The sequence below is a fragment of the Streptomyces sp. NPDC079167 genome (assembly GCF_040686735.1).
Lineage (GTDB): Bacteria > Actinomycetota > Actinomycetes > Streptomycetales > Streptomycetaceae > Streptomyces.
Window position 1 is genome coordinate 64,388 of record NZ_JBFBLO010000007.1, and the last position, 14,966, is coordinate 79,353.

Annotated in this window: 10 protein-coding genes; all 10 read right to left on the reverse strand. The window is 71.6% G+C overall.

All coding sequences use genetic code 11. The features are described from left to right. Positions 1 to 4 precede the first annotated feature (4 nt). Positions 5 to 2,224, reverse strand: coding sequence for an MMPL family transporter (locus AB0P41_RS16575; RefSeq protein ID WP_365932830.1), 2,220 nt, complete (start codon positions 2,222 to 2,224; stop codon positions 5 to 7). A gap of 185 nt (positions 2,225 to 2,409) precedes the next feature. Then, a complete protein-coding gene (locus AB0P41_RS16580) occupies positions 2,410 to 4,521 on the reverse strand; it encodes a phosphocholine-specific phospholipase C (RefSeq protein WP_365932603.1) in 2,112 nt (703 codons plus the stop codon). Between the two features lie 167 nt (positions 4,522 to 4,688). Beyond that, on the reverse strand, positions 4,689 to 6,197 hold the full coding sequence (gene gatB / locus AB0P41_RS16585; protein ID WP_356711378.1) for an Asp-tRNA(Asn)/Glu-tRNA(Gln) amidotransferase subunit GatB: 1,509 nt from the start codon (positions 6,195 to 6,197) through the stop codon (positions 4,689 to 4,691). 16 nt (positions 6,198 to 6,213) lie between these two features. Then, the gene (locus tag AB0P41_RS16590) at positions 6,214 to 6,447 is read right to left on the reverse strand and encodes a hypothetical protein (protein ID WP_356711789.1); all 234 of its coding nucleotides are present in this window, start codon (positions 6,445 to 6,447) and stop codon (positions 6,214 to 6,216) included. A 5-nt stretch (positions 6,448 to 6,452) separates the two neighbouring features. Next, positions 6,453 to 7,955: an Asp-tRNA(Asn)/Glu-tRNA(Gln) amidotransferase subunit GatA gene (gene gatA / locus AB0P41_RS16595; protein ID WP_356711380.1), complete on the reverse strand. Its 1,503-nt coding sequence runs from the start codon at positions 7,953 to 7,955 to the stop codon at positions 6,453 to 6,455. Between the two features lie 5 nt (positions 7,956 to 7,960). After that, positions 7,961 to 8,257 (reverse strand): Asp-tRNA(Asn)/Glu-tRNA(Gln) amidotransferase subunit GatC, encoded by a 297-nt coding sequence (gene gatC / locus AB0P41_RS16600; protein ID WP_014153935.1) that lies wholly within the window; start codon positions 8,255 to 8,257, stop codon positions 7,961 to 7,963. Between the two features lie 266 nt (positions 8,258 to 8,523). Further along, a complete protein-coding gene (locus AB0P41_RS16605) occupies positions 8,524 to 10,665 on the reverse strand; it encodes a bifunctional diguanylate cyclase/phosphodiesterase (protein ID WP_365932606.1) in 2,142 nt (713 codons plus the stop codon). A gap of 293 nt (positions 10,666 to 10,958) precedes the next feature. Continuing rightward, positions 10,959 to 13,157 carry an NAD-dependent DNA ligase LigA gene (ligA, locus tag AB0P41_RS16610; protein ID WP_365932608.1) on the reverse strand — a complete coding sequence of 733 codons (2,199 nt, stop codon included), beginning with the start codon at positions 13,155 to 13,157 and terminating at the stop codon, positions 10,959 to 10,961. Between the two features lie 45 nt (positions 13,158 to 13,202). Next, the gene (locus tag AB0P41_RS16615) at positions 13,203 to 14,228 is read right to left on the reverse strand and encodes a methionine synthase (RefSeq protein WP_365932610.1); all 1,026 of its coding nucleotides are present in this window, start codon (positions 14,226 to 14,228) and stop codon (positions 13,203 to 13,205) included. 33 nt (positions 14,229 to 14,261) lie between these two features. Beyond that, entirely contained in the window at positions 14,262 to 14,951 is a 690-nt protein-coding gene (locus AB0P41_RS16620; RefSeq protein ID WP_356711388.1) for an SDR family oxidoreductase, read from the reverse strand. Between the last annotated feature and the right edge of the window lie 15 nt (positions 14,952 to 14,966).

Consider the following 14,966-nt stretch of genomic DNA (forward strand, 5'->3'; position numbering starts at 1 on the left):
TGTCTCAGTGAACGCGCTGCGGGGCCGCCCGGGCCTCGTCCCCCGCGCGCTCCCCCGGGATCCTCGCACGTGGTGCCGTGCGGTCCGGCGGCTCGATGCTGACGTACGGGAGCAGCCGGTCCAGCCGGGCGGGGAGCCACCAGTTCGCGCCGCCGAGCATGTGCATCAGCGCGGGCACGAGCAGGGTGCGCAGGACGAAGGCGTCGAGGGCGACGGCCGCGGCGAGCGCGATGCCGAACATCGCGATGACGCGGTCGCCGCTGAGGACGAAGGCGAGGAAGACGGAGATCATGATCACCGCGGCCGAGTTGATGACCCGGCCGGTCTCGGCCAGGCCGACGCGTACGGACCGCCGGTTGTCGCCGGTCTCCAGCCACTCCTCGTACATCCGTCCGACGAGGAAGACCTGGTAGTCCATCGACAGCCCGAAGAGCACCGAGACCATGATCACGGGGAGGAACGGCTCGACGGGGCCCGCGCTGCCGAGTCCCAGCAGCTCGCTCCCCCATCCCCACTGGAAGACCGCGACGACGACGCCGAAGGAGGCGGCCACGGCGGCCACGTTCATCACGGCGGCCTTGAGGGGAACGGCGAGGGAGCGGAACGCCAGCAGCAGGAGCAGGCAGCCGAGCCCGATGACGACCCCGACGAAGAGCGGCAGCTTGCCGACGATGACCTCGGCGAAGTCGTCGTACGAGGCCGTCACCCCTCCCACGTGCGTCCGGAGCGAGGTGGTCTCCCCGGCCGGCGGCAGGACGTCGTGGCGGAGCCGGTCGACGAGTTCGCTGGTCCGCTGCGACTGCGGGGCGGAGTCGGGGACGACGGTCAGGAAGGCGGTGTCGCCGCTGCCGTTGTAGGTCACCGGGCTCACCGAGGCGACTCCTTCGGTGTCCCGCAGCACCGCGGGCAGGCCGTCCAGGGCCAGCCGGTCGTCGGCTCCGTCGAGGCGGGCGGCTACGGTCAGCGGCCCGTTGACGCCCGGGCCGAACCCGTCGGCCAGGAGGTCGTACGCCTGACGGGTGGTGGCCGTGGAGGGGTTGTTGCCCTGGTCGGAGGTGCCCAGGTGCAGGGAGAGGGTGGGCAGTGCGAGCACCGCCATGACGGCGGCGGCGGCCGCTCCCAGCAGCCGGGGGCGTCGCTCGACGAAGGCCGACCAGCGGGCGGCGAAGCCGGTGGCGCGTTCGCTCTGCGGCCCGAGTTCGGTGAGCCGGGCGCGCTCACGCCGGCTCAGGGCCCGCATGCCGATGAAGGAGAGCAGCGCGGGCAGCAGGGTCACGGAGGCGGCGACGGTCAGCACCACGGTGAGGGAGGCGGCGATCGCGACCCCGTTGAGGAAACCCAGCCGCAGGACCAGCATGCCCAGCAGGGCGACGCAGACGGTGGCTCCGGCGAAGACGACGGCGCGCCCCGTCGTCGCGACGGCGTTCCGCGCCGCTTCGGGCACGGGCAGGCCGCGTCGCAGGCCTCGCCGGTGCCGGGTGACGATGAAGAGGGCGTAGTCGATGCCCACGCCGAGCCCGATGAGCATCCCCAGCATCGGCGCGAAGTCGGCGACGGTCATGACATGGCCGAGCAGCACGATGCCCGCGTACGCGGTGCCGACGGAGACGAGTGCGGTGGCGATGGGCAGCAGGCTCGCGGCGAGCGAGCCGAAGGCGAGGAAGAGGACGACCGCGGCGACGGCCACCCCGACGGCCTCGCTCAGATGGAGCGCGGGCGCCTCGGTCGACGCCACGGCGGCGCCGCCGAGTTCGACCCGGAGTCCTTCGCCCGCGGCGCGCTGCGCCGTGTCGACGACGGCCTGTGCCTGCTCCGGCGGGATCTCCCCCGCCCGGTGGTCGAAGGTGACCGTCGCGTAGGCGGTGTGCCCGTCCGCGCTGATCCGCCCCCGCTCCGCCGCCCCGTAGGGACCGGCGACGTCACCGACCCCGGGCAGGGCACCGATCTCGCGCAGCGTCCTGGCCATCGTCCGCTCGACGCCGGGGTCGCGGACGGTGGAGCCGGAGGTGTGCCAGACGACGGTGCCGGTCTCGCCGCCGAGGTCGTCGAAACCCGTCTGCAGCAGCTCGCCGGCACGGCCGGACTCGGTGCCCGGCACCTCGTAGTCGACGGAGTACGCGGACCCCGCGAACCCGGCCGCCGTCGCCACGCCTCCGAGGACGGACAGCCAGATGAGGACGGTGGCGAGGCGGTGCCTGAGACACCGGCGTGCGGTGGCGGCCAGCAAAGGCGCTCCTGGGATTCGTGGACCGTAGGGGATATACCGGGAACATCCCACGAAGTCGCATGACCTGAGAGCCACACTCTGTCAGCCATTCCTCACCATTTGCCGCTTTCGTGGCCATGGTCACATGGCTTGACTTCGCCCCTTTCGCCGTGCGGCCGCCACCACCGCACTCCTCCTGTCCGTCAGCCGGTGACGCTCGCCCGGCCGTTCTCGATGTGGCCCATCAGCCGGCGGCGGAAGGAGCCCGCCTCGTCGGCCGTCACCTCGATGTCGTACCAGCCGTGGGCGTCGGCCGCCGAGTGCACGACCGTACGGCTGCGCCCGGGCTTGACCTGGACCGTCCGGGTCCAGTTCCGCAGGTCGTCCTCGTCGACGTATCCGAGGGGCCGCACGGTGTAGGTCAGCGTCCGCCTGCCGTTGTTGCGCAGCGTGAGGTGCAGGTCCCGCTCGTGGGCGTCGATGCGGGAGGCGAGTTCCGCACCACCGTCGGACGCGCCCTCGAACTCCCGCCGGAAGCCGTTCGGACCGGTGACCGTGAAGCGGTACGCCTCACCGGTCAGCGGCACCGACCACCGTGCCGTGCCCCTGACGTCCCGGTGCTGCGGGGCGGGGAACTCGCCCGCGTACGGGTAGAGGGTGAAGTGCGCGGAGGACCTGCCTGTGTTGCCGAGGTCCAGCCGCAGTCCGCCGGCCACGCGCCTGGCCTGCGCGTCGGGCTGGTAGGGCAGGGGCCGGGCCGGACGGACGCCGGCCTCCTGGACGGGCATGTGCTGGACGGCCGGCGGCTTCGGCTGCCAGCGTCCGCCGAACGGGGGGATCGCGGCCGGGGGCTCCGTCTCGGGCTGCCGCCGCGCACGGGTGAAGTCGAAGGCCGAGGTGAGGTCTCCGGTGACCCGGCGCCGCCAGTCGCCGATGTTGGGTTCCTTCACCCCCGTCCAGCGCTCCAGGAGGCGGATCACGGAGGTGTGGTCGAAGACCTCGGAGCAGACGTATCCGCCGACGGACCACGGGGAGACGACCAGCAGCGGCACCCGCACGCCGAGCCCGGTGGGCTTGCCCTCCCAGTGCTCCTCGGTCACCTCCGCGGGCGGGACCGGCGGCGGCACATGGTCGAAGAACCCGTCGTTCTCGTCGTAGTTGATGAGGACGACGGTGCGCCGCCACACATCGGGGTGCTTGCCGAGCGCGTCCAGGATCTTGTAGACGACGGTCGCGCTGTGCACCGGCGAGGAGACGCTGGGGTGCTCGGAATCGACCGCCGACGGGACCAGGTACGAGACCTCGGGCAGCGTCCCCGCCGCCACGTCCTTGGCGAACTCGTCGGCGAGCGTGCCCGTCTCGACCCGGCGCAGTCCCCGTTCGAACAGGCTGCGCTCGGCCGCCGTCAGGGCGGCGACACCCTCGTCGAGCAGGCCGAGCAGCCGCTCCCGCTCGGCGGCCCCGTCCGCGTCGCGCACGGTGGCGTAGAAGGACTCCATGTAGGTGTGGCCGCCGGTCCTCGCCAGGGCCTTGCGGGCGATGGCCTTGAAGGTGGCGAAGAACTCGATCTGGTTGTCGGTGAAGTTCTCCCACTCGGTGTACGTCTTCCAGCTCCGCCCGGCCTTCTCCAGCCGCTCGGCGTAGGTGCCCCAGTCGTACCCGGGGTGGGTGCCCTCGTCGTACGCGTCGTTGCCGACGGCCCGCCTGCCGTTCGGCTCGTCGCCCGTCCTGCCGCTCCACAGGTGGTTGCGGTTGGGGCTGGTGGAGGTGTGGATCGAGGAGTGGTAGGCGTCGCAGACGGTGAAGGTGTCGGCCAGCTCGTAGTGCAGCGGGATGTCGCCGCGGTCGTAGTACGCCATGGTGGCGGCGGTCTTCGCGGTGACCCAGCCGTTCATCCAGCCGTCGGCCCACGCCTTGGAGCCACCGCTCCACGAGTGGTCGAGGGCGCCGATGTACTGCAGGTCCTTCTTCTGCGCCTCCGCGGCCTCGCGCACGGGGAACGGCAGCACGGTCGCGCCCGCCGGCCCCGGCTGTTCGAAGACGGGCCGGCCGGAGGGGAGTTCGATCGCGTTGCGGTCGCCGAAGCCGCGCACTCCGCGCAGCGTTCCGAAGTAGTGATCGAAGGAACGATTCTCCTGCATCAGGATCACCACGTGCTCGATGGCGTCCAGCCCCGCACCACCGGACCGCCCGTCCACGGGCTGCGCGGCGATCGCCGCCTGGAGCGACGGGGGCAGGAACGATCCCGCCGCGGCGGCGCCGAGCGCACCGCCCCCGAGCGCGAAGAGCCGCCGCCGTGACATGTCCGTGGTCAATTGAGCCTCCCGATTCCGTGTCTACGGCTGGAAGCTAGTCATGCCGGGTGGCTACGGGAAGACCGCCGTACGGCCTGGTGGTGAACGTCCCGCAGGCCGGCCCGGGCAGCGCGAAGGGGGCGGCACACCCGGTGAACGGGTGCGCCGCCCCCAGGGGCGTGCCGGGGTCAGCCCTCGACGCCGAGCTTCTCCAGGATCAGCTCACGCACACGCGCCGCGTCGGCCTGTCCGCGGGTGGCCTTCATGACCGCGCCGACCAGAGCGCCGGCCGCGGCGACCTTGCCGCCGCGGATCTTGTCCGCGACGGCGGCGTTGCCCGCGATGGCCTCGTCGACCGCGGTGGACAGCGCGCCCTCGTCGGAGACGACCTTGAGGCCGCGCTTGTCGACGACGGTGTCCGGGTCGCCCTCGCCCGCGAGGACACCCTCGAGGACCTGGCGCGCCAGCTTGTCGTTGAGGTCGCCGGCGGCGACGAGCTCCGCCACCCGGGCGACCTGCGCCGGGGTGACCGGCAGCTCGTCCAGGCTGCGGCCGGTCTCGTTGGCGTTACGGGCGAGCTCGCCCATCCACCACTTGCGTGCCTGGTCGGACGGGGCGCCCGCCTCCGTCGTCGCGACGATCAGGTCGACCGCCCCGGCGTTGAGGATGGACTGCATGTCGTGCTCGTTGACACCCCACTCCTCCTTCAGCCGCTTGCGGCGCAGCCGGGGCAGCTCGGGGAGTCCCTTGCGGAGCTCCTCGACCCAGTCGCGGGCAGGGGCGACCGGCACCAGGTCCGGCTCGGGGAAGTAGCGGTAGTCCTCGGCGTTGTCCTTGATGCGGCCGGCCGTGGTGGAGCCGTCCTCCTCATGGAAGTGCCGGGTCTCCTGCACGATCGTCCCACCGGAGTTCAGCACCGCCGCGTGACGCTGGATCTCGAAGCGGGCGGCACGCTCGACGGAACGCAGCGAGTTCACGTTCTTCGTCTCGGAGCGCGTGCCGAACGTCTCGCGGCCGTGCGGGCGCAGCGACAGGTTCACGTCGCAGCGCATCTGGCCCATCTCCATCCGGGCCTCCGAGACGCCGAGCGCCTTGATGAGCTCGCGGAGCTCGGCGACGTACGCCTTGGCGACCTCGGGGGCGCGTGCGCCCGCTCCCTCGATCGGCTTGGTGACGATCTCGATGAGGGGGATGCCCGCACGGTTGTAGTCGAGCAGCGAGTGGGAGGCGCCGTGGATGCGGCCGGTGGCACCGCCGACGTGCGTCGACTTGCCGGTGTCCTCCTCCATGTGCGCGCGCTCGATCTGCACGCGGAAGATCTCGCCGTCCTCCAGCTGGACGTCCAGATAGCCGTCGAAGGCGATCGGCTCGTCGTACTGGGAGGTCTGGAAGTTCTTCGGCATGTCCGGATAGAAGTAGTTCTTCCGGGCGAAGCGGCACCACTCGGCGATCTCGCAGTTCAGCGCGAGCCCGATCTTGACGGCGGACTCGACGCCGATCTCGTTGACGACCGGCAGCGCGCCCGGCAGCCCGAGGCAGACCGGGCAGGTCTGCGAGTTCGCGTCCTGCTTGAGCTCGGTGGAGCACCCGCAGAACATCTTGGTCTTGGTGCCGAGCTCCACATGGACCTCGAGGCCCATGACGGGGTCGTACGTCGCGAGGGCATCCTCGTACGACTCCAGGTCGATGACAGTCACGTTGAAACTTTCCCTCTCAGCCCAGCAGGACGTCGTCGTCGCCGAGACGCTTGAGCTCGCGGTAGAGGATCGCGAGTCCGGTCACGATCGCGGCGGCGGATACGGCGGCGTCGACCAGCCGCAGCGTGTCGTTGTCCTGGCGGGCCATCCTCGCCTGCTTGACGACGCTCAGGGCGCCGAAGGCGGTGGTGCCCAGGGACACGTACACACCGGACTTGGACTTCTTGAAGTTCTGGGCCTTCTTAGCCATTGCGCTCACAGTGACGGAGCCTCCTCAAGCAGCGGGTGCCCCCACTTTTCCACGAAAGCGGCCTCGACGGCTGCTCCGACCTTGTACAGCCGGTCGTCCTTCATGGCGGGGGCGATGATCTGCAGCCCGACCGGCAGGCCGTCCTCCGGTGCCAGACCGCAGGGCAGCGACATGGCGGAGTTGCCGGCGAGGTTGGTCGGAATGGTGCACAGGTCCGCGAGGTACATCGCCATCGGGTCGTCGGCGCGCTCGCCGATGGGGAAGGCGGTGGTGGGCGTCGTCGGCGAGACGACGACGTCCACCTGCTCGAACGCCTTCTCGAAGTCCTGGGTGATGAGGGTGCGGACCTTCTGGGCCGAGCCGTAGTACGCGTCGTAGTAGCCGGAGCTCAGCGCGTACGTGCCCAGGATGATGCGGCGCTTGACCTCGTCGCCGAAGCCGGCCTCACGGGTGAGGGCGGTGACGTCCTCGGCGGACCGCGTGCCGTCGTCGCCGACCCGCAGGCCGTAGCGCATGGCGTCGAAGCGGGCCAGGTTCGAGGAGCACTCGGACGGCGCGATCAGGTAGTACGCCGACAGGGCGAGGTCGAAGGACGGGCAGTCCAGCTCGACGATGGTGGCGCCGAGCGACTTCAGCAGCTCGACGGACTCGTTGAACCGCTGGACGACGCCGGCCTGGTAGCCCTCGCCGGCGAACTGCTTGACCACGCCGACGCGCATGCCCTGTACGGAGCCGTTGCGCGCGGCCTCGACGACCGGCGGGACCGGGGCGTCGATGGACGTCGAGTCCATCGGGTCGTGGCCGCCGATGACCTCGTGGAGCAGCGCCGCGTCCAGGACCGTACGGGCGCAGGGGCCGCCCTGGTCGAGGGAGGAGGAGAAGGCGACCATGCCGTAGCGGGAGACGCCGCCGTAGGTGGGCTTGACGCCGACGGTGCCGGTGACGGCCGCGGGCTGGCGGATGGAGCCGCCGGTGTCCGTGCCGATGGCGAGCGGCGCCTCGAAGGAGGCCAGCGCGGCGGACGAGCCGCCGCCGGAACCGCCCGGGATGCGGGTGAGGTCCCAGGGGTTGCCGGTCGGGCCGTAGGCGCTGTTCTCGGTGGAGGACCCCATGGCGAACTCGTCCATGTTGGTCTTGCCGAGGATGACGACGTCGGCGGCCTTCAGCTTCTTCGTGAGGGTCGCGTCGTACGGCGGGACCCAGCCCTCGAGGATCTTCGAGCCGACGGTGGTCGGCATGTCCTGGGTGGTGAAGATGTCCTTGAGCGCGAGCGGGACGCCGGCCAGCGGGCCGAGCTTCTCACCCGCCTCACGCTTGGCGTCGACGGCGCGGGCCTGCGCGAGCGCACCCTCCCGGTCGATGTGCAGGAAGGCGTGGACCTTCTCGTCGACGGCGTCGATCCGGGCCAGGTGGGCCTCGGTGACCTCGACGGCCGTCAGCTCGCCGGAGGCGATCTTCGCGGCGATCTGAGCCGCGGTGAGCTTGATGATGGTGCTGATGTCCGTCATGGCTGTTAGTCCTCCCCCAGGATCTGCGGCACCTTGAAACGCTGCTGCTCCTGGGCCGGGGCGCCGGAGAGCGCCTGCTCGGGGGTGAGCGACGGACGGACCTCGTCCGCGCGCATGACGTTGGTCAGCGGCAGCGGGTGGGAGGTCGGCGGTACGTCTTGGTCGGCGACCTCGGAGACGCGGGCGACCGCGCCGATGATGTCGTCGAGCTGACCGGCGAAGTGCTCGAGCTCTTCGCCCTTCAGCTCCAGACGCGCCAGCCGGGCGAGGTGGGCGACCTCCTCGCGCGTGATGCCAGGCATGCAGCGATCCTCAGGGTTTGGTGTGTGGTTTTGGCCCAATCCTATGGGGTCGCCGGGCACTGCCCCGACTGCATGACCACCCGCCGCCCCGCAACCCCGGTCCGGCCGCACCGGGCCCGTCCGGAGATTGAGGACAAAACGCCCCCGGTCGGGACCGCGCGGTCCTCAGCCTCCGCGCGGGCACGGTCCTCAGGCCGTCGTACGGGCACGGTCCTCAGGCGTCGCGCGCGTACGCTCTCATGCCTCCCGCGCGGGCCCTGCGGCCCTCAGGCCGTCGCCGGGCCGGAGACCGCCCGGCCGGCCGGGCGCTGCTGCTCCACCTCGGGCTGAAGTGCCGCCGCCGCGGCCTCCCGGTCGGCCGGCCGCCGCCACCCGTGCTCGCCGCGTGCCCGCAGCCAGGCCGTCGTCTCCTGGGGCGGCATCGCGGCGGCGACGAGCCACCCCTGCACCGCGTCGCAGCGCAGGTCCCGCAGCCGCTCCCAGGTCTCGTCGTCCTCGACGCCCTCGGCGACGACGATCAGGCCGAGCGAGTGGGCCAGGTCGATGGTGCAGCGGACGATCTCGGCGTCCTCGTTGTCCACGGCCAGCCGTGCGACGAAGGACCGGTCGATCTTGAGCTCGCTGACCGGCAGCTTCCGCAGATGGACGAGGGAGGAGTAACCGGTGCCGAAGTCGTCGAGCGACATCTTCACGCCGTGCCCGGTCAGCCCGGCCAGGGTGTCCGCGGCCCGCTGAGGGTCCTCCAGCAGGACGTGCTCGGTTATCTCCAGCTGCAGTGCGCCGGCCGGGACGCCGTGCCGGGCGAGCCGGGCGGCGACGCTGCCCGCGAAGCCGGGGGTGTGGACGTCGCGCGGCGACACGTTGACCGCGACGGGGACGAACAGCCCCTGGGCCCGCCACCGCGCCACCTGGGCCAGCGCGGTCTCCAGGACGTACTCGGTGAGGTGGGGCATCAGCCCGGAGGACTCCGCGATGGCGATGAACTCGTCCGGGGGAACCCGCCCGCGCTCCGGATGCACCCAGCGCACGAGCGCTTCGAGGCCCGCCACCTGGCCGTCGAAGCGGACCTTGGGCTGGTAGTGGAGCTCCACCTCCCGGGCGTCCAGGGCCCTGCGCAGATCGCCCAGCAGGCCGAGGCGGTCCGGGGTGTTGCTGTCCCGCTTGGACTCGTAGACCTCCACGCCGGTGCGGTCCCGCTTGGCCTGGTACATGGCCACGTCCGCCCGTCTGAGGAGCCCTTCGGCGTCCAGCGCGTGGTCGGGGTGGACGGCGACCCCCGCACTCGCCTCCAGCACGAGCGTGAGCCCGTCGAGGTCGAGCGGGGAGGAGAGCTCGGCGACCAGATGGCGGGCGATCCGCTGGGCGCTGGTGGCCGAGTCCGCGGTCGGCAGCAGCACGGCGAACTCGTCGCCGCCGAGCCGTGCCGCCTCCGCGCCGCGCGGCAGGGCGAGCCGGAGCCGTTCCGCTATCTGGAGCAGCAACCGGTCACCGGCGAGGTGCCCGAGGGTGTCGTTGACGGCCCGGAAGCGGTCGAGGTCGATGAGGACGAGGGCGGTTCTGGTGCCGGTGCCGGCGGCCTCCTCCAGCGCCGTCCACGTCCGCTCCAGCAGCCACTGGCGGTTGGGCAGGCCGGTGAGCGGATCCCTCAGCTGCTCCTCGGCCCGTGCCCGGGCGATCCACAGCGTGGAGTCCAGGGCGATCAGCGGGACGGCGAAGAGCGGCAGCAGCACGGGCTTGGCCGAGGCCACCACGCAGATCAGCGGGGCGATGCCCAGCAGGGCGACCGCGACGAGCCCCTGGCGCAGCAGGGCGGTGCGGGCGATCGTCGGCAGCCCGCCGTTCTGGGACGCCCTGGCGTACCAGAGCAGGAAGCGGGTGACGAGGAGATACGTGCCGGCGGCGAGCAGCACTTCCGGCACGGCGCCGATCCCCCAGTGGAGTGGCCGCCAGGGGGTTTCGACGGTCGGCACCTCGCCGAAGGCGGACAGGACCAGCGCGGCCGCCCCGATGCCGAGTATGTCCACCGCCCCGTGCAGCAGCCCCTGCCACCACCGGTGCCGCCTGGCCGTACCGACGAGCACCACGACGACGAGGCTGACCAGGCCCGCGGCCACCCAGCCGTAGAGCAGCAGGACGGCGAGGGTGAGGGCGGCGCCGGAACCGGTCCCGCCCCACCAGCGGTCGCGCCCGAGGGCGACCAGATGGCCCACGATGATTCCGGTGAGCAGGGCGAGCGACCAGCCGGCGGTGCCCGCGGGAAAGAGCGCGTGTCCGTCGTGGACCGTCCGGTAGAACCCGGTCGCCAGCTGCACGGCGGCGACCGCCACGACGACGGCGCCCACCTTGGACGTGAGGCCCACGAAACCTTGCAGACGCGACACCGGTGCGGCGCTCTCGGTCGGTTTCATTCCGTCCCTCTCACAGCCGGCGGTGCCGATGTCCCATGGTGGCCCCCGCTCCCATGCCACCACGACCCAGATCCCACCACGCGGCCGGGCACGGCAGGTGCTCGTTCAACAGTAGGCCGACGAGGGGCCCCACGGGCAGCGCTCTGCAGCTCTTGCCCGAATGCGGTCCTTCACCGATCACCTTCTGATAAGCGCCGAACGGGTGATGCGGGCCGGCCGGCCGCGTCACCTCGTCGGCATACTTCCCCCGTCGCTCACGGCCACGCGTCGCCGGCGTCTCGATCGCGCCTCGATCAGGTCTCCTCGGCGGGCACAGCGGCCTCCCGCGCCGCGTCAGGCCCTTGCTCCAGGAGCACGGCGAAGCCGTCCTCGTCGAGGACGGGCACCTTCAGCTGCATCGCCTTGTCGTACTTGGAACCCGGGTTGTCGCCGACCACCACGAAGGAGGTCTTCTTCGAGACGGATCCGGTGACCTTCGCCCCGAGGCTCTGGAGCGCCTCCTTGGCTCCGTCCCTGGTGTGCGCGGTCAGGGTGCCGGTGACCACGACGGTGAGCCCCTCCAGCGGCCGCGGGCCCTCGTCCTCCCCCGCGCCCTCGTCCTCCATCCGGACCCCGGCCTCCCGCCACTTGCGCAGGATCTCGCGGTGCCAGTCCTCGGCGAACCACTGCTTGACCGAGGCGGCGATGATGGGGCCCACCCCGTCCGCCGCGGCCAGCTCCTCCTCGGACGCCGCGTCGATCCTGTCGACGGACCGGAACTGCCGGGCCAGTTCGACGGCGGCCACCGGACCCACGTGCCGGATCGAGAGGCCGGTGAGGATCCGGGCGAGCGGGGCCTGCCTGGCCTCCGCGATGCCCTCCAGCATGCCGAGGGCGTTCTTCTTCGGCTCACCCTGCTGGTTGGCGAAGACCGTGGCGATCTTTTCCTCGCCCGTCTTCGGGTCACGCTTGGGCAGCCCGCTGTCGGCGTCCAGGACGTACGCCCGGATCGGCAGCAGCTGCTCCACCGTCAGGCCGAAGAGGTCGCCCTCGTCCAGCAGGGGCGGTTCGGCGGGCTCCAGGGGCTTGGTCAGGGCCGCGGCGGCCACATAGCCGAAGTGGTCGATGTCCAGGCACTTACGGCCCGCGAGATAGGCGAGGCGCTCCCGCAACTGGGCGGGGCAGGAGCGGGCGTTGGGGCAGCGGAGGTCGATGTCGGCCTCCTTCATGGGCCGCAGCGCCGTCCCGCACTCCGGGCACTCGGAGGGCATGACGAACTCCCGCTCGCTGCCGTCCCGCAGATCGACGACCGGGCCGAGGATCTCCGGGATGACGTCGCCCGCCTTGCGGAGCACCACCGTGTCGCCGATGAGGACGCCCTTGGCCTTCACCACGTTCTGGTTGTGCAGGGTGGCGAACTCGACCTCCGAACCGGCCACCTCCACCGGCTCGACCTGGGCGTACGGCGTGACGCGGCCGGTGCGCCCGACGCCGACCCGGATGTTGACCAGCTTGGTGTTGACCTCCTGGGGAGCGTACTTCCAGGCGATCGCCCAGCGGGGCGCGCGCGAGGTGGAGCCCAGCCTTCCCTGGAGCGGGATCTCGTCGAGCTTGACGACGACACCGTCGATCTCGTGCTCGACGGACTGCCGGTTCTCGCCGAACCAGGCGATGAACTCCCGCACCTCGTCGAGGGACCCGACCACCTTGTTGTGCTTGGCGGTGGGCAGGCCCCATTCCCTCAGCAGGTCGTAGGCCTGGGAGAGCCGGTCGATGTCGAAGCCCTCGCGGGCTCCGATGCCGTGCACCACCATGTGCAGGGGGCGGGTCGCGGTGACCTTCGGGTCCTTCTGCCGCAGCGAACCGGCCGCCGCGTTGCGCGGGTTGGCGAAGGGCTTGTCGCCTGCTTCGACCAGCCGGGCGTTGAGCCCCTCGAATGCCTCCATGGGGAAGAAGACCTCGCCCCGGATCTCGACGAGCTCGGGGACGTGGCCGCCCTTCAGCCGGAGCGGGATCTCGGCGATCGTGCGGACGTTGGGCGTGATGTCCTCCCCCGTACGCCCGTCACCCCGGGTCGCCGCGCGGGTCAGCCTGCCGTGCTCGTACGTGAGGTTGACGGCGAGGCCGTCCACCTTGAGCTCGCACAGGAAGTGGTACCCGCCCCTGCCGACGTCCTTCGCCACACGGTCGGCCCAGGCCGAGAGCTCCGCGTCGTCGAACGCGTTGTCGAGGGAGAGCAGACGCTCACGGTGTTCGACGGAGGTGAACTCCGTCGTGTAGGGACCGGCGACCTTCTGGGTCGGCGAGTCCGGGGTGCGCAGCTCGGGGTGCTCGTCCTCGATGGCTTCCAGCGCGCGCATCTGCCGGTCGAACTCGGCGTCGTCGATGACGGGCTGGTCCTTCACGTAATACCGGAAGCGGTGCTCCTCGATCTGCTCGGCGAGGAGTGCGTGCTGTTCCTGCACCTCCGCCGGCACCCCGGTCAGCTGCTGCGCCTGCTCTTCGCCGGCCATCGACTGTTCCTCCGTTGCCCCGTTAAGACCTCTTACGACGACCCGTCACTCAGGGTTGTCCGCGAGCGACCTCGCGGCCCGGGCGCAGTGGGCGAGCGCGGCGCGCGCGTACGCGGGTGACGCTCCCGCCAGCCCGCAGGACGGGGTGACCACGACGGACTCGCTGAGAGTCCCCGGATTCAGCCCCAGCCTGCTCCACAACGTCCTGACCTCCATGACGCTACCGCCCGGGTCCGACAATGCGGTCGAGGCGGCGTCGATGCCGGGAACCACGCCGAGGAAGAGCTGGGTACCGCCTTCGACGGCTTCCCCGATCGCCTCCTCCTCACGCTCGGTGAGCAGGGAGAAGTCGAAGGAGATCCCGCCCGCCCCGGCGCGCCGCAGCAGCGCGAACGGCACCTCCGGGGCGCACGAGTGGACGACCGTGGGCCCGTCGCCGTTCACCGCGAGCAGCTCGCGGAGCGCTCCCTCGACGACCTGGCGGTCCACCGCACGGTAGGTGCGGTAGCCGCTCGCCGACCTGACCCGCCCTTGGAGTACGGCGGTCAGGGAGGGTTCGTCGAGCTGGAGCACGACCTCGGCGCCGGGGATCCTGCGCCGCACCTCGGCGAGGTGGGAGCGCAGCCCCTCGGCCAGCGAACCCGCCAGGTCACGGCAGGCGCCGGGGTCGCCCAGCATGGCCTCGCCGCCCCGCAGTTCCAGCGAGGCGGCCAGGGTCCAGGGCCCGACGGCCTGGACCTTCAGCAGACCCTCGTAACCCTGGGTGAACTCCTCCAGCGCGTCGAGGTCCTCCCCGAGCCAGGAGCGGGCGCGGCGCGTGTCGCGGCCGGGGCGGTCGCTGATCCGCCAGCCACTGGGTTCGACATGGCCGTACATCTCGATGAGCAGGCCGATGGTGCGGCCGATCATGTCCGCGCCGGGGCCCCGCGCGGGCAGCTCCGCCAGATACGGCATGCCCTGGCCGTCGGCGAAGGACCCGGTGACGGTTTTCGCCGCCTCCCGGGCGTCTCCCCCCGGCATGGATCCGATCCCGGTGGCTGCACTCGCGCTGAACCCGCTCTTCTCGCTCACGCGGAAAGCCTACGGGCCCCGGGGCGCGGGGCCTCAGCGGCCGGGGCGGACCGTCAGGTCGTTGATCTCGGCGTCCCTCGGCAGATCGAGCGCGAGCAGGATCGTCGTGGCCACCGACTCCGGGTCGATCCAGCGCGAGGCGTCGTACTCCTTGCCCTCCTGCTGGTGGACCTTGGCCTGCATGGGGCTGGCGGTGCGGCCCGGGTAGACGGAGGTGACCCTGACCCCGTTGCCGTGCTCCTCGTGGCGCAGCGAGTCGGCGAGGGCCTTGAGCCCGTGCTTGCTCGCGGCGTACGCGCCCCACTCGGCGTGCGCCGCGAGTCCCGCGCCGGAGTTCACGAAGACGACGTGTCCCTGGGTGACGCGCAGCTGCGGCAGCAGCAGCCGTGTCAGCTCGGCAGGGGAGACCAGGTTGGCGTTGAGCTGGAAGTGCCAGGCCTTGGGGGTGAGGTCGCCGACCGTGCCGAGCTCGACGACGCCCGCGATGTGCAGCAGCGAGTCGAGGCGTTCGGGCATGGGCTGCTGCCCGAACGCCCAGGAGAGCCGGTCGGGGTTGCCGAGGTCGCCGACGAGCGTGCGGGCCCCGGGGTGGAGCGCGGCCAGTTCCTTGGCGCGTCCCGCGTCCCGGGCCAGCAGCACGAGTTCGTCGCCGCGCTCCAGGAGACGGCGGGCGACGGCCGCTCCGATGCCGGAGCCGGCGCCGGTGATGAGATGAGTAGGCATGGGCTCATGCTCGCA

What these genes read in the sequence shown, in the direction of transcription:
- AB0P41_RS16590 (WP_356711789.1), bottom strand. Translation starts at nt 6,447, where the DNA reads ATGGCTAAGAAGGCCCAGAACTTCAAGAAGTCCAAGTCCGGTGTGTAC.
- gatA (WP_356711380.1), bottom strand. Translation starts at nt 7,955, where the DNA reads ATGACGGACATCAGCACCATCATCAAGCTCACCGCGGCTCAGATCGCC.
- gatC (WP_014153935.1), bottom strand. Translation starts at nt 8,257, where the DNA reads ATGCCTGGCATCACGCGCGAGGAGGTCGCCCACCTCGCCCGGCTGGCG.
- AB0P41_RS16605 (WP_365932606.1), bottom strand. Translation starts at nt 10,665, where the DNA reads ATGAAACCGACCGAGAGCGCCGCACCGGTGTCGCGTCTGCAAGGTTTC.
- ligA (WP_365932608.1), bottom strand. Translation starts at nt 13,157, where the DNA reads ATGGCCGGCGAAGAGCAGGCGCAGCAGCTGACCGGGGTGCCGGCGGAG.
- AB0P41_RS16620 (WP_356711388.1), bottom strand. Translation starts at nt 14,951, where the DNA reads ATGCCTACTCATCTCATCACCGGCGCCGGCTCCGGCATCGGAGCGGCC.